At 46.0% G+C, this 20,808-nt stretch carries 13 protein-coding genes; 7 read left to right on the forward strand and 6 right to left on the reverse strand.

Annotation, left to right across the window (positions count from 1 at the left end; genetic code table 11):
• The first annotated feature begins 4 nt into the window (after positions 1 to 4).
• From epsC to AAA943_RS04490, 3 genes are all read left to right on the forward strand, one after another.
• The gene (gene epsC, locus AAA943_RS04480) at positions 5 to 850 is read left to right on the forward strand and encodes a serine O-acetyltransferase EpsC (protein WP_338223031.1); all 846 of its coding nucleotides are present in this window, start codon (positions 5 to 7) and stop codon (positions 848 to 850) included.
• Complete coding sequence (gene cysM, locus AAA943_RS04485) at positions 837 to 1,715, forward strand: cysteine synthase CysM (protein WP_338223032.1); 879 nt, start codon at positions 837 to 839, stop codon at positions 1,713 to 1,715. The genes epsC and cysM overlap by 14 nt, the downstream gene beginning before the upstream one ends.
• A 553-nt stretch (positions 1,716 to 2,268) precedes the next feature.
• Entirely contained in the window at positions 2,269 to 2,739 is a 471-nt protein-coding gene (locus tag AAA943_RS04490) for a hypothetical protein (protein ID WP_338220967.1), read from the forward strand.
• A 2,388-nt stretch (positions 2,740 to 5,127) separates the two neighbouring features.
• On the opposite strand, the gene AAA943_RS04495 is transcribed toward AAA943_RS04490, so the two are convergent.
• From AAA943_RS04495 to AAA943_RS04510, 4 genes are all read right to left on the reverse strand, one after another.
• Complete coding sequence (locus AAA943_RS04495) at positions 5,128 to 5,337, reverse strand: hypothetical protein (RefSeq protein ID WP_338223033.1); 210 nt, start codon at positions 5,335 to 5,337, stop codon at positions 5,128 to 5,130.
• Positions 5,321 to 6,052 (reverse strand): hypothetical protein, encoded by a 732-nt coding sequence (locus AAA943_RS04500; RefSeq protein WP_338223034.1) that lies wholly within the window; start codon positions 6,050 to 6,052, stop codon positions 5,321 to 5,323. The genes AAA943_RS04495 and AAA943_RS04500 overlap by 17 nt, the downstream gene beginning before the upstream one ends.
• A gap of 6 nt (positions 6,053 to 6,058) precedes the next feature.
• On the reverse strand, positions 6,059 to 9,028 hold the full coding sequence (locus AAA943_RS04505) for an Eco57I restriction-modification methylase domain-containing protein (RefSeq protein ID WP_338223035.1): 2,970 nt from the start codon (positions 9,026 to 9,028) through the stop codon (positions 6,059 to 6,061).
• A gap of 150 nt (positions 9,029 to 9,178) precedes the next feature.
• On the reverse strand, positions 9,179 to 10,093 hold the full coding sequence (locus AAA943_RS04510; protein ID WP_338223036.1) for a sugar phosphate isomerase/epimerase family protein: 915 nt from the start codon (positions 10,091 to 10,093) through the stop codon (positions 9,179 to 9,181).
• A 101-nt stretch (positions 10,094 to 10,194) separates the two neighbouring features.
• Here AAA943_RS04510 and AAA943_RS04515 point away from each other — a divergent pair, with 101 nt between their 5' ends.
• Genes AAA943_RS04515 through AAA943_RS04530 form a run of 4 tightly spaced genes read left to right on the forward strand, consistent with a single transcriptional unit; the run spans position 10,195 to position 16,376 of the window.
• On the forward strand, positions 10,195 to 10,902 hold the full coding sequence (locus AAA943_RS04515) for a hypothetical protein (RefSeq protein WP_338223037.1): 708 nt from the start codon (positions 10,195 to 10,197) through the stop codon (positions 10,900 to 10,902).
• The gene (locus AAA943_RS04520; RefSeq protein ID WP_338223038.1) at positions 10,899 to 13,613 is read left to right on the forward strand and encodes a TonB-dependent receptor; all 2,715 of its coding nucleotides are present in this window, start codon (positions 10,899 to 10,901) and stop codon (positions 13,611 to 13,613) included. Before AAA943_RS04515 ends, AAA943_RS04520 begins: the two co-directional genes overlap by 4 nt.
• Positions 13,613 to 14,761 carry a DUF4249 domain-containing protein gene (locus tag AAA943_RS04525; RefSeq protein WP_338223039.1) on the forward strand — a complete coding sequence of 383 codons (1,149 nt, stop codon included), beginning with the start codon at positions 13,613 to 13,615 and terminating at the stop codon, positions 14,759 to 14,761. Before AAA943_RS04520 ends, AAA943_RS04525 begins: the two co-directional genes overlap by 1 nt.
• A gap of 7 nt (positions 14,762 to 14,768) precedes the next feature.
• Entirely contained in the window at positions 14,769 to 16,376 is a 1,608-nt protein-coding gene (locus AAA943_RS04530) for a hypothetical protein (RefSeq protein WP_338223040.1), read from the forward strand.
• Positions 16,377 to 16,380: 4 nt separating this feature from the next.
• On the opposite strand, the gene AAA943_RS04535 is transcribed toward AAA943_RS04530, so the two are convergent.
• On the reverse strand, positions 16,381 to 18,039 hold the full coding sequence (locus AAA943_RS04535; RefSeq protein ID WP_338223041.1) for a mechanosensitive ion channel family protein: 1,659 nt from the start codon (positions 18,037 to 18,039) through the stop codon (positions 16,381 to 16,383).
• Positions 18,040 to 18,103: 64 nt separating this feature from the next.
• Positions 18,104 to 20,803, reverse strand: coding sequence for a hypothetical protein (locus tag AAA943_RS04540; protein WP_338223042.1), 2,700 nt, complete (start codon positions 20,801 to 20,803; stop codon positions 18,104 to 18,106).
• Between the last annotated feature and the right edge of the window lie 5 nt (positions 20,804 to 20,808).

Raw genomic sequence — 20,808 nt, forward strand, 5'->3', positions numbered from 1 at the left:
ACCGATGAACTCTCTCGTTTCCAAAATCTTTAAAACCCACCAATCCTGTTCGGATTGTCCATCTCCTCAGGTGATCCAGTCCTTTTTTGAGGAATTATTGGGTTTGCTTTTTCCTGAATACGCCCTGCAAAAAGTCAAATCTGAGGAAGAGGTTTCCGCTCGCTTGATTTTGCTCAGAGAGCAATTAGGGGCAATTCTTTCGAGAAATCAGCATCTTCACTCAGGAATTGGATCTGTTTTGGCGAAGGATTTTTTCAACCAGTTGGAGCAAGTATTCGATTGGGTCCATCAGGATGTGGATGCGATGTTTGAAGGAGACCCCGCGGCTAAATCCAAAACAGAAATTTTGCGCAGCTATCCCGGGTTTTATGCCATAGCGGCTTATCGGATTGCGCATCTTTTGCATGAACTGGGAATCAAGTTGATTCCACGAATGATCACTGAGATTGCCCATAGCCGGACGGGGATTGATATCCATCCTGGGGCTACGATCGGTCAGTATTTCTGTATCGACCACGGTACAGGAGTGGTGATTGGAGAGACGACACAAATTGGAAATCACGTAAAAATCTATCAAGGAGTTACCCTAGGAGCCTTGAGTGTGGACAAGGCCGATGCAGATACCAAAAGACACCCTACTATCGAGGATGGAGTGGTTATTTATGCTGGGGCTACCATTTTGGGTGGAAACACGGTCATCGGCAAAAACTCGGTGATTGGTGGCAATGTATGGCTGACCAAATCTGTCCCTGCTCATTCCAAAGTCTATTACCAAACTCAAATCCATCATGAAGATGGCTTGGTGACTGACCGGTACGTATTCAAAAATGACATCGATGCGACTCTTTGAACTAATCGGAAATACCCCTCTCATCCAATTGGAGCATGTTCCTACCCATTCCAAGGTGAAAATCCTCTGCAAGATGGAAGGACAAAATCCCGGAGGAAGTGTGAAAGACCGGGCAGCCTACAATATGCTGCAGTCGGCTTTGGATCGAGGGGAAATTAAAACAGGAGATAAACTCGTCGAGGCTACCAGCGGAAATACAGGGATAGCCCTTGCCATGGTCGCCAAAGTTTTGGGACTGGATATGACTCTGATTATGCCGGATAATTCCACCCGGGAGCGAGTCCTGTCCATGGAAGCCTATGGTGCGAAAGTCATCTTGACTCCGGCTGCAAAGACCATCGAGTATTCGCGGACGCTTGCCGAGCAAATGCGGGATGAGGAGGGCTATTTTATGCTCAATCAGTTTGGCAATCCGGATAATTACCTAGCCCACTACAAGACCACCGGACCTGAAATCTGGAGAGATACTCAGGGAAAAGTCACTCATTTTGTATCTGCCATGGGGACTACGGGAACCATCATGGGTGTGTCCCGCTACCTGAAAGAAATGAATCCGGCTATTCAAATCGTAGGGACTCAACCCACCGATGGATCAAGTATCCCGGGCATCCGACGCTGGTCACCGGAATTTTTGCCTGCCATTTTTGAAAAAGAACGGGTAGATCGGGTGATCGATGTGTCCCAAGAACAGGCTACCCAAATGACCCGACGCATGGCCAAGGAAGAGGGTATTCTTGCCGGCATGAGCAGTGGGGGGGCCCTACATGCGGCCATGGAGTTGTCCAAAGAGCTTGAAGAAGGCCTGATCGTCTGCATCACCTGTGACCGGGGAGATCGCTACCTGAGCTCGGATTTGTTTGGGTGAAGGGGAATTAAAAATTTGAAGATTAGTGAAGTTGGAAAGTGGGAAGGTTGAAAAGTTGTAAAGTTCGTTTTAGAAAGGCCTTGGTTCAAGCCCGCCTGCGTCGGGCAGGCCCGCCTGGACCCAACAAAAACGAGTTTTTTTGGCTAAAGCCCCATTGGAATCAAAACCTAAGAAGGGAATGGGCTAAAGCCGCATTCCTATTCAAATGCCAATTTTATTTGACTTGTATTGCCTCCTGCTTCAGCTGGAGGCTGAAATAATGAGAAAACAATTTTATGGGCTTTAGCCCAATTGGTTCAAGCCCGCCTGGAGGACGGACAGGTCTCCTGACCTGTCTACAGCAGGCGGGCCTGCCCGATGCAGGCGGGCTTGGACCTCCATGTTACACCCACCAAGCCGTACAAGGTTATCCCCACACGCTCAACGTTTTACGCTCAATTTTCCTTCCCTAAAAATTTACTACTAAACTCTTGTTTTATTAATTCCCACTACCTAAATTTTACTACAGTTTATTACTGTATCGTTCTATTCTTTCACAAAAACCTCAATTTTTATGGAGAACAAAATCTCAATCCAAATCCCAGCGGCCGATTTGGCAGCTGCAAAAGCAGCGCTGGAACAGGTGCAAAGTATTTTGGCACCCTATGTAGTCGCCCTCACTCCTGAGCAGCGGAAGACCATTCCGAAGATGAGTGATGGCACGGAACCCTTCGTGGGGAAAGTATCGGAGTATGCAGTCAGCAATCCCCAATTTATGCCCCCGTTTGTCCCGAGGGAGGAATTTGAGAAGGATTGGGAGGCCGTCAGTGGCCTGCTGCCCCTGCTGAGACTCTGTACGCAGATTGAGGATACCCTCAGCGATACGACCATGCTTGCCGGTTCGGAGGCCTATATCAGCGCTCTGAGCTATTACAATTCGGTGAAGCAGGCCGCCAAGATGAATGTCCCGGATGCCAAAGCCATCTACGAGGACCTGCGAAAACGATTTGAGGGACAGGGAAGAAGAACTCCTCCAACTCCCTGAGTAAAAGAAAAATTGCCAGATTACACTTAACACATGGGCCGGATGCGAAAGCGTCCGGCTTTTTTGTGGCACAAGTGCCCCACAAGACAAGATACCTCCCTACACAAGCAAACTCCCCGGGAAGTTTACTCCCTTTTCTTGGAAAAAAAGAAAACCGCTTCGCCTCCGAATCCAAACTTTTCATCTAAAAGACGAACACGCTGCCCGATTTGCTGAAATTTCTCACCCAAATGCCGAAAGAGTTTAGCAATTCTTCGAAAAGAGCGAGCAAAACGGTAAACCGGTTTCCCGAACTGCCGAACTTTTTCACCGAATAGGCGAACCGGTTCGCCGACTTGCCGAAAAGGTTTCTCTCCGAGGCGAACTAGTTGAGAAAAAAGGCAAACAGGGGTACTTCGGAAGTGGGTAAGGGTACTTGTGAAGTACCCCCTCCCCTCATTGCGAGCCTGTCTGCCAACGAGGCAGAAAGGAGAAACGACTACGAAGCAATATCCAAAGATAGAATTGGGCTAAAGCCCCATGAAACAAAAATCCTCTGGTTTGAATGGGCTAAAGCCACATTCCAATTCAAAATAGAGGCACCCTACATTTGAATTGCCTCCTGCTTCAGATGGGGAAAATTGAATTGCCTCCTGTCCCGATTTTTTCGGGACGGAGGCAAAGGATCAAGCACCCTAGTTTCCGGGCTTTAGCCCAATCATTCAGTAAGCTTTAGGAAAATGGAATTGCAAATTCCAGAAAAATATAAAAGCGTAGATGCTCCCGTACAGCAGTCGGGACTCCGCTTAGTCCAAGACTAACATTCTACTCCCAGAAGGGGAAAGACTACGAATCAATATCCAAAGATAGAATTGGGCTAAAGCCCCATGAAACAAAAATCCTCTGGTTTGAATGGGCTAAAGCCACATTCCAATTCAAAAACAGGTACCATAGCTTTTAATTGCCTCCTGCTTCAGATGGGGAAAAATTGAATTGCCTCATGCTCCAACTGGTTCAAGCCCGCCTGGAGGACGGACAGGTCTCCTGACCTGTCTGCAGCAGGGGAAAGACTACGAATCAATATCCAAAGATAGAATTGGGCTAAAGCCCCATGAAACTTCAGCTGGTTCAAGCCCGCCTGGAGGACGGACAGGTCTCCTGACCTGTCTGCAGCAGGGGAAAGACTACGAATCAATATCCAAAGATAGAATTGGGCTAAAGCCCCATAACACAAAAATCCTCTGGTTTGAATGGGCTAAAGCCACATTCCAATTCAAAATAGAGGCACCCTACATTTGAATTGCCTCCTGCTTCAGATGGGGAAAAATTGAATTGCCTCATGCTTCAGCTGGGGAAAAATTGAATTGCCTCCTGTCCCGATTTTTTCGGGACGGAGGCAAAGGATCAAGCACCCTAGTTTCCGGGCTTTAGCCCAATCATTCAGTAAGCTTTAGGAAAATGGAATTGCAAATTCCAGAAAAATATAAAAGCGTAGATGCTCCCGTACAGCAGTCGGGACTCCGCCTAGTCCAAGACTAACATTCTACTCCCAGAAGGGGAAACGACTACGAAGCAATATCTAAAGAAAGAATTGGGCTAAAGCCCCATGAAACAAAAATCCTCTGGTTTGAATGGGCTAAAGCCACATTCCAATTCAAAAACAGGTACCATAGCTTTTAATTGCCTCCTGCTTCAGATGGGGAAAAATTGAATTGCCTCCTGCTTCAGCTGGTTCAAGCCCGCCTGGAGGACGGACAGGTCTCCTGACCTGTCTGCAGCAGGGGAAAGACTACGAATCAATATCCAAAGATAGAATTGGGCTAAAGCCCCATGAAACAAAAATCCTCTGGTTTGAATGGGCTAAAGCCACATTCCAATTCAAAAACAGGTACCATAGCTTTTAATTGCCTCCTGCTTCAGATGGGGAAAAATTGAATTGCCTCCTGCTTCAGATGGGGAAAAATTGAATTGCCTCATGCTTCTGCTGGGGAATATTGAATTGCCTCCTGCTTCAAATGGGGAAAAATTGAATTGCCTCCTGTCCCGATTTTTTCGGGACGGAGGCAAAGGATCAAGCACCCTAGTTTCCGGGCTTTAGCCCAATCATTTTAAACAGAGAGGAACTGACCCGGTACGGGTCTGATATCGGTAGAAAAGAAAGGTCTATAGATCAATCCGACCCGCCGCAGCGGAGTCGAATAAATCCGGGTGTCAAATTTTTTCTACCCATAGGACATCTCTACGGGATGGTTTGAACTTGTGGCTTCTAAGAAAGAAAACTGGAGGAATTGCAAATTCCTTAAAGATAGAAAAGCGTAGATGCAATCTACGCTTAGACAAAGGCTCTACTCCCAGAAGGGGTTGAAAACTCCGGCTAGTCAAACGAACATTCTACACTCAGAAGGGGAATCAATGATCTAATTCGATTTTTGAAATTTGGCTAAAATCAATAGCAATATTTTTATCGAGTTTAATCCTGTCAGAATTAATTACCATGACCTTTTCCAAGATTTTTCCATCTTTGAATTTTATTTTTACGACTTGATACCCCATTCCTGTTTCAGGAAGCTTTTCAAGGGCAGCTACAAATTTTTCAGGAAGACTAATATAAGTAACCATACTCTTTTCTGGCTAGATAGGTGTTTTGAGAAGTGCCTTGGTCAAAATAGGCTTCAATTCCACCTCCATTTTTCCCAAATGCGGGTTGAACTATCCCTCTCTGTAATTTATCGCTTTTTTTGGGTAGGATCATAAAGGCATGCTTGATTTCTTCCTCATTTGGCAAGGCATATCGGTCCACGGGGTCATCATTGAAGTTTACACAAACTTTATAATCTGAATAGGTCGTCGTAAAACTCCCATTTTTGAGACATCTATTTTCAAAGTCAATTCTTCGATCGTTTTCGAATGCTGATAATCTTGTAAATAACTCATTTCCTGAGGCCTCTTCCATAGGCGAGTCAATAGCCCCGCGGCCTCCCGTTTGCCTTCCTTTATTGATGGACTTGCTGAGATACGTAGATCTACTTTCTCTGGAATATAGATTCAGGAGATCCTGAGACTCTTTCTTACTGAAAACACTGATGGAACTGGTGTCAATGCGAAATGGCTCAGCTTGATTCAAAGTGATTTGCAACCCCTTTATTTTGAAGGCTCGGTACTTGAAAATATCAAAGTCTGAATCCAGACTAATGATCAGTTCGCTGTTGTAGATGATGTAAAATCGCCTTTCTGCTGAATATCTCTCTTTGGCTGAGACAATTTGATATCCCATTCCTGTTTCCTTAAGGCTATCAAGCTTTGATCTATCTTCAAAATAAGTTTTATATATCATAAAATTTTAATTCCCTTCCACAATCCTAATCTCCTCCTCCGTCAATCCATACAACTCATAGACCAAGGCATCGATCTCTCGGTCGATGCGGTCAATGTCGGCTTGGAGGGCGAGGGCCTTGGCTTTTTGTTCCGTAAAATAGGCCATCCACTCGGCTTCTTCAGACAAACTCAAATGCACCTTGGCCTTTTTTAACTCTCCCAAAAATCCTTTGAAATCTAAGTCAGGCCAGTTTTGGAGTTTGGTGGATGGTTCCTTGAAAAAATCTTTACTAATTAAATGAGAAATAAACGATTGAATGATTTTCCTTTTTTCAACTGTTGCTAAAATTATTTGATCTATAAAAGGCTTTAAATCAAAACTAAATTCCTTATATGGAAAATCTAAAATATAAACCCCTTGAAATTGTGCGAAGGCTTTATTTTCTGCTCCCGTTTTAGATTCATGAAGAAATGAAAATAATTTTGAATTTAATTGAGCCAAAATTGAATAAATCGATGCCTCACTTTTTGGGAAAATTAAATATAAATTTTTTAGAGCAAATGAATTTGAAAGATCAAGCGTTGCAATAATATTTGACCCTGTTCTTCTCATTAATATTTTTGGTCTTTGAAAAAAATCCTCATTTGCATTACTTTTCATTTCACTTTTAATAAACTTTACAAAAGTGCCACTAAATTCAGAAAAATAGCGATTAACGTCTCTGCCCAATAAAATTGGTTTATATAGATCGGATTCTCTTTTTTCAGAAAGCCAGATTTTATTATCTCTAGTTTCTAATCCTCTATAAACTATAGCAACGTCTTTGAATTTTAAATTACTCTTATATATTTTCTCTGTTAAAGGATCTTCTCTTGAAACAAATGGATTATAACCGTTTTTGAACTTTGATTTTTCAAAATTCACTAATTGCTTTTTCTCATCTATTACATCGGTCGTCAATAAAATAAATTCAGGTGATTCATCGATATTTTTAACAAACAAAATAACGGTTTCGACAACCTCGGCAAAAACAGAGTTTTTCAAATAAGCTATTTCTTTAACACCATTCCCATACACATCATTTCTCATTTTAGAGAAATACTGTCCCTCTAACCAACTATTTGGAATAATAAACCCTAATTCACCACTTTTCTTTAATAAACAATTCTTTCCCAAGTCAGTGAATAATGCGTATGTATTAGGGTTATATTCTGCATACTTATATTTATTGAACAAAAAATCAAGAACTTTATCACCTACAGTAGATTTCAAATAAACCACATAAGGCGGATTACCCACCACCACATCAAATCCTCCTTTGGCAAAGACTTGTGGGAATTCCTGTTCCCAATTAAAGGCCAAGTCTCCGGCTACTTCAGGATCATCGATCAGGGAGTTGCCTACTTTGATATTGGAGTTCAGACTGCTGAGTTTGCGGCCTTTCTTGGCCGTGCGCAGCCATAGGGAGAGGCGGGCGATCTCGACGGATTCCTCGTTGATATCGACTCCGAAGATGTTGTTTTCGAGGATATGGTTTTCCACGTTGGGAAGGATCAGCGGAGAGTCGAAGAGTTGGGCTTCGAGTTCGTCCACGTAGCGATGCTCGGCGATGAGGAATTCCAGCACTTGGTTTAGAAATGCACCGGAACCGCAAGCCGGATCACAGATGGTGAGTTGCAGGAGCCAGTTGCGATAGGTATCGAGCTTTTGCTTGAGTTCGGTCTTGCGCTTTCGCTCGGCTTCCTTGGTTTTATAGCTGAGGTATTTGGAGAATTCCTCGTCCACCAGTTCGAGTTCGGCTTTTTTCTCGGTACAAAGCCGGCCTAGGGTATTGTCCACGATGTACTTGGTGATGTACTTGGGGGTGTAGAAGACTCCGTCCCGCTTCCGCTTGGTTTTGGACTTGTCCACCGTCTCCCCGGCGAGTTGGGCACGGACATTTTCGATATCATTCAGGGAATGCTCGAAGATATGCCCGAGGATATTGGTATCCACTTCCGTGTCGAAGTCGTACTCGGTAAGCTTGCGGACATGCTTTTCCAGGACACTATCCGAGATCTTCAGCTCCTCCAGCACCGGATCGATGGCGAAAAGTCCCCCATTGTAAGCGTGGATTTCGGCCTTGCCGGGTTGGACTCTTCCGGTATTCAGGTAGCCGAAGTATTTTTTGAATCGCTCGTAGATGGGTCGGTACTCGTCCAGTTCCGCAAGCTTTTTCCATTGATTGACGATCTCCATGATGGAGTTGGGTGGTAGCAGCCCTTTGTCCTCAGCAAAGAAGATAAAGAGAAAACGGTCGAGGAGCTTTTGGCTTTTCTTGTAGAGAAGTAGCTCGTCTTGCTCGGGATTCTGGGTCACCAAGTCCTGCCAGAGTTCCTGCTTGAAGGAGGAGTAATCCTTGTAGAGTTGCTTGGTGATCTGCTCCTCGGCAAGCAGGGATTCCTCCTTGATCTTTTTGGGGAATCCCTGCAGGAGATTGTCTTTTTGAAGCAGCAGCCAAAGCAGCTTAAACTGCTCATTATCCATCCCAAGGATATTGAACTCCACATAGTCCACGGCATTGTCGATGTAGAAGCGCAGCTTTTCAAAGTTGCTCGTGATCACATAGACGCAGTCGGGTTGGTTGTTTTTGTAATTGAAGGCCTGATCACGGATTTTGTCCAGGTCCTTGGTATCAGTGCCTTTGAGTTCGATCACGGCAAGGGCATTGCCGTCTTTGAGAATGGCTCCGTCGGTCTTTTTGGAATCCTTGATATTCTTAAGCTCGGTGGTCAGGTTGAAGTCCGGCTCGGGATTGATGGTATAGCCTAGGATTTTGACAAACAATTCCCGAAGGAAACCCTCCTGAAACTGCTCCTCTTTGGCAGCACGGATATTTTCCCGGATTCGGGGATTGTGAAAATAGGTCAAATAGGCGGCTAGGGCCTCCTGAATGGGTTGATTGGCCTGAGCGGCGAGGTATTTTTTGAGAACAGAACTTTGGAATAGCGCCATTGAAAAAAGAAAATCAAAAACTTCTCCCTAAAGATATGGGATGAATTGAAAATTGGAAGTCTTTTTCGGTGAGTTGGCAGAAAGTGTCAGATGAAAAAAGGGGAAAAATAAAAACCCTTGAGGTTTTTTGAAACCTCAAGAGTTGAATCCTTAGAAAAACCGCTTCATCTTCTCCAATCCTTCCTTCACTACTACTCTGGCATCCATGGCATAGTAGGTGGGGTTGAAGAGTTCCAGAGAAAGGATAATCTCTCCTCCTTTGGATTTTAGCGTATGGGCGAGTTCCTGCATGGGGGCGGCACCATCTCCGGGCATTACCCGGTCTTTGTCCTGCTGCTCCAATCGGGGAATATCGGCAGGTACATCGTTCATGTGGAAAATATCGATGGCCTGTCCGTCCAATAGTTTCATCCCCTCAAAGCCTGAACCTCCCCGAAAGAGGTGATAGACATCCGCAAGAATCTTGGCATCCTTGTCGTCTGCCACAGCCGCGACCATAAGAGCTTGGCCCAAATGATGGAAGGAGGGAAAAGCACCCCAAAATTCCAGCTGAGGCATGACCCCCGTCTTCCTTCCCAAATCAAGCAATCGCTTATACTTTTCTCCAGCCTGCATCAGGTCCAGAGGAGCCTCCGAGCCAATAGCCGGTGCAGCCACCCGAGGACAGCCCAATTCTGCCAAAATCCCCATTTCCTTTTCCATCTGCGCAAATCCTGCTTTGCTTTTCTCCGCATCCTGAGCCATCCAAGTGGGAAAGCCGATGCAGTCAAAAAATTCCAATCCGGCATCAGAAGCCAGCTTTTTCAGAGAAGCTACTGATTTTCCTTCGCCGAGATAGGCCTCGATTTCCATCATCCAGGGTTCGAAGCCATCGTATCCGGCCCGTGCTGCAAGCTCGATGATTTGTGGGAGACTGAGCTTTTGCCCACGGATGGTGGAGGTGTTCAGGGAAAACTTGAATTGCGTATTTTCCTTTGGAGCTGAGGAGGCTTGGGCTAAAGAAGGGGCGGTGGCAAGAGGGGCTAAAGCGAGGGTTTTGAGTAGGTTTCGTCGGGAAAAGGTCATGAATTCAGGAATTTTTGTCCGTTCAGTAAATTAAATCTACCGCTTAAAGATATTTTGAAGAAATAGGTAGAAAGGCAATTTTCTATTGTCATTTTTATGCAATGCTGAAAATACAATTTTTACCGCTTTTGGTTTTTTATTTTCTTTCCAGCGGGCTATTGGCTCAGACTGTCGGTCGTAATTTGGCGTTTTTGCCCGAATACCAAGAGCAGCTTCCTTTTTTTCAGGAGCTGATTACCGGGGGTAAGTATGAGGAACCTTCCTCACTCATTCAGGGAGATCCTTACTACCATACCCGACAATTTGAATCCGGGAGCCTGACCATTAATGAAATCACTTATCCGGGAGTACCTCTTCTGTATGATATTTTCCGGGATCAGATTTTGACATTTCATCCTCTCTTCAACCAAAAGATCCTGATCAAACCCGAGAAGGTAGATCGCTTTGTGATGGGGGATGGGTCGGCTTTTGCCAGACTGGAGGGCAATGACAGCTTCGGTAAAGCCGGGAGTGGATTTTACAAAGTCATCGCTGAGGGGGATTTTTGGGCTATTTCCAAGCCTTACAAAACTTCCAAATCTCTCCGGGAAATGTCCCGCTATGATGAAGTATATGTAGAAAAAGAGGCCTTTTTTCTCTGGAAAGGCGGGGCTTTTTTTCCCCTATCCAAAGGCAAACAGGCCATAGCTCTTCTTGGTCTAAACAAAGCAGAAGCCAAGCGAAAGCTTCGTGCAGAGCAGCTCAATTTTAAACAAAACCCTGAAGGCTATCTCCAGCTTTTGGTCAACCTAACTCCTTCCCAGCCATGAGAAAGAGTGCGATAGTTCTGATTTTTCTTTTGTCAGCCCTTTCTATTCAGGCCCAGACCACTGACCGAATTTCCGGGTTTTATCCCGGTATTTCCTTTGAGCGGTTTGTGGATTTGGTGGAGAAGGAGACTGCCTATCGGTTTTACTTCGATCCAAAGATGGTCAAGGAGCTTACCGTGAATCTTTCGGCCAATCAGGACAAGCTGGAGGATGTGCTTCGGGTGATTTTCGAAAAGACCCCACTGACCTTTTCCATTTCTTCAAGTAAGGAGGTTTTTCTTTTTTCTGGAGAAAAGTCGCCGGTGGAATTCCCGGCAGACTACCTAAGCAGAGGCAGTGAAGGCACTTCCTCTTCCCGCCCTATGGATGAATTTGTGCGTAATCGGCGCTATGTTTTGGGGGTACCGGGACCGGGTGATGAAGCCAGAATCAAAGGGCAAATCATCAGTTTGGAAAATCAGAAACCGATAGAGGGGGCAATTGTCTATGACAAAACCTCACTCCGGCAGACCATTACCGATCAGGAAGGAAGATATGAATTGCTACTTCCCAAAGGGGATTTGACCCTGATGATTCAAAATATTGGTGGCTACACCGAGCAGCGTCTGATTACCCTGCAGGGAAGTGATCAGCTGGATATTCAGATCGGAGAGGGGATATTTTCTTTGGCAGAAGTGACTGTTCGCTCCGGGGCTTTGACTCAGGTGAGTCGTCCGGAGATGGGAGTACAGGCCCTGAGTGTACAGCAGATGAAAAAGCTCCCTGCCGTACTCGGGGAGGTAGATATTATCCGTGGCATTTTGACCCTTCCCGGAGTCAATACTGCCGGAGAAGCGAGTGTGGGGTTCAATGTCCGTGGAGGTGCCGCCGATCAAAACCTGATTCTTTTGGGACAAAATACCCTGTTCAACCCATCCCATCTTTTCGGGTTTTTCTCAGCAGTGAATTCGGATATGGTGGAGGGCGTAGAACTCTACAAAGCAGGAATTCCTGTCAGCTATGGAGGCCGCTTGTCTTCAGTCCTTCAGGTGACTCCCAAAGTGGGGAGGAAAGACCGAATTGGTGGCTCGGGAGGTATAGGGCCTCTGACCAGTCGTCTGTCTCTCGAAGGACCCATCGGTCAAAAGACCACCTTTACTCTAGGTACCCGGCTCACCTATTCGGATTGGCTTTTGGACTATTTGGAAGAAAGGGCGGATTTGGGAGCTAGTCGGGCGTTTTTTGGAGATCTGAATGGATCCATCCAGCATGAGATAGGAGAGAAAGACCGGCTTACCCTTTCTGGCTATCTAAGTAGAGATGAGTTTCAGTTTGACCCGGATACAGTCTATCGGTATTCCAATCAGAATTTTTCCCTGACTTGGACTCATTATTTCAATGATGAACTGGAGGCAGACTTTTCTGTTGGGCAGGATGGATATTCTTTTGAAGTGGAAGGTCAGGACAATCCTCCCAATGCGTACTTGTACCGATTTGATATTTTGCAACGCTTTTTCAAGGCTCAGTTTCGACAGGAAAAAGGAGATCGGCACATTCTCACCTACGGCCTTCATGGGATTCACTATCGACTCAATCCCGGGACCCTAAATCCACTTGGCGTAGAAAGCATCGTGATTCCTGATGAGCTTCCCCAAGAGCAAGGCATGGAGATATCCGCATTTCTGGGAGATGAATTTGAGATCAACGAACAGTGGACAGTAAGCGGGGGGGTGCGGTTGAACTGGTTTGGGTTTATGGGACCACAGGTTTTGCCTGCCTACGCGGAAGGAGCTCCTTACTTGCCGGAAAACATCATAGGAGAAGAAAACTATTCCTCCGGGGAGCTGATCAAAAGTTATTTTGGTCCGGAATTCCGCATTTCTGCCCGATATGCGCTGAATAATTGGTCATCGATCAAGGCTGGAGTCAATTCCATGAGGCAAAACATCCATTTGCTCAGCAATTCTTCCGTGATCACTCCTACGGATACTTGGAAGCTCAGCGACGCTTTCCTTGCACCTCAGCGGGGGATTCAATATGCTTTGGGGTATTTCCGGAATATGAATAACAACTCGCTGGAGTTTTCGGCAGAAGTCTACTACCGTTCCATGCAGAATTTGCTGGATTACCGTTCCGGAGCGACCATCGTCCTCAATGAGCGGATCGAGCAGGATGTATTGGTGACACAGGGGCAGGCCTATGGTTTGGAGCTTTTTCTGAAGAAAAGCACCGGAAAGCTGAACGGTTCTTTGGCCTATACCTATAGCCGGTCTTTGTTGAGATCTGACCCCGGTGAGAAAAAGGAACAAATCAATCGTGGGGAGTGGTACCCCAGCAATTTTGACCAGCCTCACAATGCCAATTTGGTCTTGAACTATGAGCTGAGCAAAAGGATCAATACCACTTTGGCAGGGAAATACAGTACGGGCCGGCCGGTGACTTTGCCTATTTCCAAATTTGAATACGGAGGCTCCGAGCGGGTGTACTTTGGGGATAGAAACTCCTTCCGGGTACCGGATTACTTCAGGCTGGACCTTTCGGTCAATTTGGAAGGGAATCACAAAGTAAACAAAGTGGCTCACGGTTCTTGGTCCTTTGGGGTGTACAATATTCTCGGGCGGGACAATGCCTACTCCGTGTACTTCGTTCCGGAAGGAGGCTCTCTTCAGGGCTATCAGTTGGCCATTTTTGCGGAGCCGATTCCATTCATTACCTATAATTTCCGATTCTGATGAAGATATTCTTTCGACTTTTTATGGTGATTGCATTGGGAATGAGCTCCTGTAGAATTCCTTTTGATCCGGAGGTTCCGGATACGTTTACCAATGTGCTGATCGTGGAGGGATATTTGGATTCGGAAGGGAAACCCAGTGAATTACGACTTAGCAAGACGGTTCCTTTGAGTGCGGATACTTCTTCCCTTCCTGAAACCAATGCCCAGGTTTTTTTGACAGCCTTCTCAGGAGAATCTTATCCTTTGACCGAAACAGAACCGGGGATTTACCTTTTTCAGGCAGATGTGCCAGAGGAGGGGACCTATACTTTGGAGATTCAGCTGGCCAATGGAGATCGGTATCAATCCCAGCCCATCCGCCCTATTTTGACCCCTGAGATCATCGATGTGGGCTTTAATCGAAATGAGGAAGGAGTGGAGGTCTTCGTATCGACCCAAGGCAATGAAAACGCCAATGACTTTCTTTGGACCTTTGAGGAGGCTTGGATTTATCGACCACGGATTAGGACTACCTACATCTACGACGCTGAGCTGGAAGATGTACGATTCCGTACTGAGGCGGAGCAAATTTCCCTTTGCTTCAAAACAGCATCAAGCCCGGATATTTTATTGGAAACCAGCTCGAGATTTCAGGATCAAGTAGTCTTTCAAAAGACCATAACGCAGATTCCCGAAGGTAATGAGCGGATCATGGAGAGGTACAGTATTTTGATCGCCCAAAAGGCAATAGCCGAAGATGCGGTTCTATTTTGGGACATCCTGAAGAAAAACACGGAAGACATTGGGTCCATTTTCAGCCCCCTTCCTTCTCAAATAACCGGGAATATCCGGAGTCTGGATGAGGAAAGCCGACCTGTGGTAGGGCAAGTCAGCATGGGGGTAGTGCAGGAGGTCCGGCTTTATATTGATTTTGTCGATGTCTTACCCTGGCCTTACATCGATCCACAGTTTAATGATTGTGCTATCGGTTTGGAATTAATTAGATCGCCTTTTTATTCTTCTTTTTTTGGAAGTGGTTTTGTCCTTCCTGCCCGGGAATTGATGGAGGGTACCACCATTGTGGGCTATTATCCTACTGATCGGAGATGCGCCGACTGTACCTTGTACGCATCCCCTGTAAGGCCTGATTTTTGGGAAGATGAATAAGAACAAAATGAACATATTAATCTCCTTTTTCACTTCCAGAACCAGTTGGATTGCTTTATTCATTCTTGTTTCGGTGAAGTATAGCTTTGCAAGACAGGAAGCCAACCTGATTGAGGAGGTGTCTTTTTCGATTCCCAAAACCCTATTTTTCACAGGAGAGAAAATCTGGCTGGAAGCCCAAGTGAACATGAAGGACCGAATCAGCCCTTCTCAGGTACTTTATGCGGAATTGGTGGATGCCAACTCCAACTCCATGGATTACGTCAAAATCCCTCTGCAGCAAGGAAAGGCATTGAATTATTTTTCCATCAACCAAAAAATCCCCTCAGGAAACTACCTCCTGAGAGTATACACCCGGATCAGCCCCTACCTCAATCCGGAGTCAGGGATGGCTCAGCAGCTGATCACGATCATCAATCCCACTCTTCCTCCGTCTTCCCCGGCTGAACCTTCGGCACAGCGGTCAAGCCCTCCCCAAGAGGCCTTTCAGGCAAAAAAATCCAGTCAACTTCCCGAATCTGCGATCAACTGGGACTTTTCCGCTAACTCTTTTGGGATTTCCATAGCCAATCCATTTCTGCCTGAAGAGCAAAAACAACTACTTTCCGGCGAAATCTACCAACCCATCGAAAGTCAAACCCTCTTACCGGAGTTGTTTGGTCATATAGTGCAAGTTAGGGTGCCGGAATTTATTCCCGAATCCACCTACTTTCTTTCCGTGCATGGAAGTCAAAGTGCCCTGTTTACCGATATTCCTGACGGGGAGGGGAAATTGCTTTTTGATATAGGCGGACTCAAGCATTGGGATCGGATGATCATTCAGCTGGAAGACGGAGCCGAAATGCCCGGGATTGAAGTGGTTCCTCCCTTGGTCAAAACCAGATTTAAGCCCGGATTTTCCATTCCTCCTTTGGTGCTTGAAGAGGGGGATTTGCCCTATTTGGAAAAGCTGCTCAAGGCATCCATCGTGGAGGCTAACTATCAAACCCAATTTATCGACGATTCTTTGAAAGTCGTGACGGGTTTTGTGGCGGATTTCACCTACTTCTTGGATGATTATACCCGATTTGAGGAGGTAGAGACGGTATTGAGGGAATATGTTCCTTCGGTTTTTGTCCGCTCAGAACAAAGGAAAAAAGTATTCCGTCTCGTGGATAATCCGGGAAACAAGGTCTTTGATTCCAATCCGCTGATCTTGGTTGATGCCATGCCTGTATTTGATTCGGATCTTCTGGCTCAGTTTAATCCCAAGTATTTTTCCAAGCTGGAAGTGCTGAACAGGGAGTTTTTTCTTAACGAACGAACCTATGACGGGGTGTTGAGCTTCAGCAGTTTCCAAAATGACTTCGGCCTTTTCCCTTTGGCCAATAATGCCCGGTTTTTTGATTATTTCGGACTGCAGCCTTTGGCTGTTTTGGATAAGGGGCAATTTTCAAAACCTTCCGAAAACCGGCGCTATCCGGACTGGAGGACGGTCCTATATTGGACCACTATGTCTCCCAAACCGACTCCCATCACTGCACCGGACTGGGAAGGAGTGTTTTTGATTTGGAAAAGGATCCCCACAGCGGATGGCAAACAGCAAGTGGAGCGAACCTATTTCAGGGTAGATTGATAGCTCAGTCCGCTTTTCTGCCCAATTCTTCCTTCAGAAACTTATTCAACTTGGCCTCATAGGCTTTGGCTTCAGGATATTCTGGAATCAGCCCTTTCTTTTCCGGGAAGGTTTCCATATGCAAGGTCTGAGTAGGGAAGGCAAAACGAACTCCCAGGGAATTGGCCAGTTTGACAGTCTGAACGAGGATTTCATGCCTTGCTCTCAATTCTTCACCCCAAGTAGGAAGCTCGAAAAATATGTAAAACATGATGTCTTGGCTGTAGGAAGAAAGGTTATTGAAATAGACGTGATAAAGATCCTTTCTCGTGTCCGGATGGGAAATCACAATCTCCCTTAGACCTTCCACAAACTTTTCGATCAGCTCAGGCGGGGTGTCATAGGTAATGGTCAGCGTAGTGAAAAAGCGTCTGTATTTTCTCAGCCCGTGATTATCCACCACAGAGTCGGCAATCTTTCCATTGGGGACATACATGACCGAATTTCGGAAGGTTCGAATTCGCGTAGAGCGGAAACCCACTTCTTCCACCGTACCGTCAATGTCCCCAGAAGTCACCCAATCGCCTACTTGGAAGGGCTTGTCAATGAAAATCATGACAGACCCGAAGAAGTTTTTGATGGTGTCTTGAGCCGCCAAGGCAATGGCCACCCCACCGATAGACAAGCCGGTAAGGAAGGGGATGATGTCAAAATTTAATCCGTCTTTGAGGATGAAAAGCGTACCTACTAGAATGACGAGTGCTTTTAGCGTTTTCCGGATCAAGGGGACGAGCTGATCATCCAAAGTGGATTCAGTTTTGGTGGCCAAATGCTGGAAATACGCTGCGACCACATCCACGATTTTGTAAAAAATCACGGTAATCAGGAAGGGTTTCAGGGTATTGAAGACAATAATCACCCAACTCCAAATCTCTGCCGGCAACTGAAGGACCCGGATAAAGAGAGAAAGTAAAACTACGATTAGATAAAAACTGGTGATTTTGGCAATAGGGAGTAGGTAATTTTCACCGATGTAGCCATAGCCCAGTCTTTTTAAGAGATAAATGAGTCCCCTGTCCACCAAAAAGGTAAATACCAAATGAGCTAGAAAGGTCAATAAGATAAGAAGGAACAGACCGGCCAACTGCCAGGTTTGCAGTCCAAGGTATTCATCTGTTCCGATCTTGGGAAGAATGTTGAGTAACTTATCCGTCCCGAAAGGGTAGGTCTCGTCATGGAGGCGCTCGACCCGGGAGACCGAGAAAGCGGAGAATTTCCACTGTTTCCCTTTTTTTTCCAGATAGATACTTGGGACTTTGGCTGCATCAAAGTAGAATCTTGGCTCACCTCCTGCGGTAGAATCTACATAGACGGGATCGTTGGGGATTTCACTCGTGCGGATGATGACCCCTTTTCCTTCCAAAACTTGCTTCAACTTAATGGCCAAGTCCTCCGGGTCTCCTTCTACACCACGTATGTCCAGCGTTTTGGCTGCTATCCCGGGTTTGAAATGGTCCTTTTCCAGATTGAAAAAGAAAGTCAGGGTAGTGTGATAGGGAGTAGTCAGATTGACTTCTTCGGAGAGGTCCTCCACTTGTTGCTCATCGATGATGAGTTGTGGGAATGCGGAAGTCAGGGAAAAAAAGAAAAGGGAAAAGAATAAGAAATATCGAATACGCGTCATTTCAGTCATTTGAATGAGGCTGCAAGTTACGCAATCCCATTAGTCTGCCCAAAATCCCCCAGGATCAATCCGGCATCAGGTACTGAAAGGTGCTATTGCCCGAACGGGTATAAATGGCATATTGACCTTCTGAGACCCGATGCAGAATTTGCATAGGGCCTTCGCTTTCCAGTGGGGGTTGGGTCAGTAGTGTCCCTTGAAGATCATAGAGGTAGCCAAAACCCTGCTCAGGATCGGTGACTGCAAGAAGTCGGCGATTAGCGCCAAAGTCGAAATACCGAAAAATCAACTGAGCTCCTGACTGAGGCAGACTAAAAAGTTGCTTTTCCTGATTATCCAAAATCAGGGTTTTGTTGAACTGCCGCACCAATATCAGGTAGGTAAGCTCGGACTGGTCAGAGAGCAATTCAAATCGGTCGTCCCGGTTGTCTTTAATCAGCTGATTTCGGTAATTGATTTCTCCCGAAAAACCCGAACGGATAAGTTCTCCGGATTGGGAAATCCCCTGGATTTGGAAGGGAGTCTTGTCCTTGGTGATGGCTAATGAGGTGGTGATCTCTGCCCCGAAATCAATTGGCCCTCCTTCTTGCCTTTCCCCACGTCGATTGAGCAGGTGAAGCTTTCCCGATTTGCCCTGAGCCACCATATAATCCCCCATTCCAGGAACTCTGATGTGTTCTGGAGCCTTGAGTAAGGTTTCCTTCAAGGCAAGAGGATTCCAGCCCTCCAGTTTTTCTCCCGATCGGTCTGTTAACCAAAGGTTTCCGCTGCCTGTGGCGAGGAAATACCGGTAATCCTTGGAGTTGTCGTAATCCACCAGATTGAGGTGAGTGATTTTCTCATTGCCGAGTGAAAAGGGGAATCCGGGAAGAGAGTTTCCGAGTCGGTCAATTCCATGAACTTGGTCAGCTGTGGCAAAAAGCAATTGAAGCTTCCCGTTTTTGTAGTAGTCGATCTGGAAAACTTCTGAAACGATAGGTCCTGAAAGCTCTTTGGTAAATACCGTTTGTCCGGCAGAACTCACCAGGAAAAAGGTGTTTTGCTCATCCTGAAGGACCAAATCTTGGGTTTTGTCATTGAAGTTAAGCACAGACCGGGGACCAAATGTCAAAGGGTGGTCAAATTTGATTTCCTGATTTGGGGCAAGCACCATAGTGGGAGTGGTACTTTTTTCTTTTGCCTCTTCGCCTTGGAAGGGCAAGAGAATAGTGGCTTCAGATCTGTCTGAAAACTCATTGATCCGGAATGTCAAGTAAGAAAAAGACCGGAAAACGGAGGCATACTTTTGAAGGAAGGTACTCCAGGAGGGGTTGGCCTCCCGTGTCCATTGGTTCCATATTTTGGGTAGAAAAAAGGTCTTGCTGTAGCCAGCAGCCGGAGAAATGGATTTGGGGCTTGGGTCGTTGGCCTTAGCCTTGATCCAGGTATTGCCAGTGTAGTAATCATCCAAAAACATCTTCATTCCCGAGGCCGAGTTGGCTACGACCAGAATTTCGCCCAGCAGGGTCAGGTGAGATTGGGGAAATCCCCAAAATTTGCCACTGAATAAGTGGGCAGGGAGCTCCTCCTCAGGGAAAAACAGGATTTCGTTGTCCCGGTAGAAATCGCGGGAAAGATCATCGCTTTCATTTCTAAACTCATTCAGATAGGCCCAAGTTTGCTCTGGATTGTTCGATTTCAACAAAAGGATCAGGTTGTTTTGCTGATTGCCCCTATTTTCCAGCTTGAGCAGGTATTGCTCTGCGGTAAAATTGTCCAGAAACCCCCGGTCCAAAAGTTTGGCCTGAAACTCTCCACTCAGGGTGGATTTAGGGACAAAGGATCTGTTTTGGAGTTGTTGTGCCTGAAAAATATCCGGTAAGTTGATTTGGGTCAAGGCAAGGGTATTGTTGGAAATGAGTTTTTCAAAATCAGGAAAATTGGCTTTGACAGACGGGAGAAACCGGACTTCATCCAAAAAGGATACGGGTCCTTTCAGTTGGATTTGGTTTTCTTCCAACATCAAGTTTAGAGCTACCGAATAGTCTTGGCTGGCCAGTTCACGGATAAATCCGTTTTCCCGATCCGAGCTGATTCCTGCCAATAGCCGGGAAGTGCCTTTTGAAGTCAAAATCAATCGACCAAGGCTCGAGGGAGATGCTGAATTGGGGTCAAGCGTGGAGGAAAGGTTGGGTTGAGTAGGGTCAAGATAAAGGCGAATAGCTTCTTCAATCAGGAAGGAGGTGGAAGAGATCAGGAGTACATTTCCCAATGTAGTCAGGGTCCATTTGGGATTGTTGGAGGCGTCGATATACTCCAAAATACCCTGATCGCTGTATTTTCTGGATTTGAATTGTCCTTTTTCTGCCAATTCGGAACGGAAATTTTCCAAAAAATCAGGAGCAGATTGATTCCCAAAATTCAGCGCATAGAGTAGGTCAAAACTGTCAATACCTGTAGCGTGGTAGCTGACCGTGATTTGTTTGTTTCGAAGGGCTTTGGTGACCATTCCTGCATGGCCAGTGAGGCTATCCAGAGCTACCAGCTGTTGGGCAAGTGCTTCCATGGCCGGTAGCTGAGAAAGTAAGTCCCACACAGGGTGGGTGACCAGTTCATTCCAAGCTTGATCGGCCGAGTTGGTCTCGAAGGTAAATGCCGCTTCACTGGAGATCAGCTCCAGATTATTGATGGAGCGGGAACTAAAGTAAGTTTGATATAGTGTATATCCACCCCATCCTAAAGCAAGTAGGGCAATCAGGACCAGAAGACTTTTCCAGATTTTCACTGATG

It is taken from the genome of Algoriphagus confluentis (assembly GCF_036245625.1).
GTDB lineage: Bacteria > Bacteroidota > Bacteroidia > Cytophagales > Cyclobacteriaceae > Algoriphagus > Algoriphagus confluentis.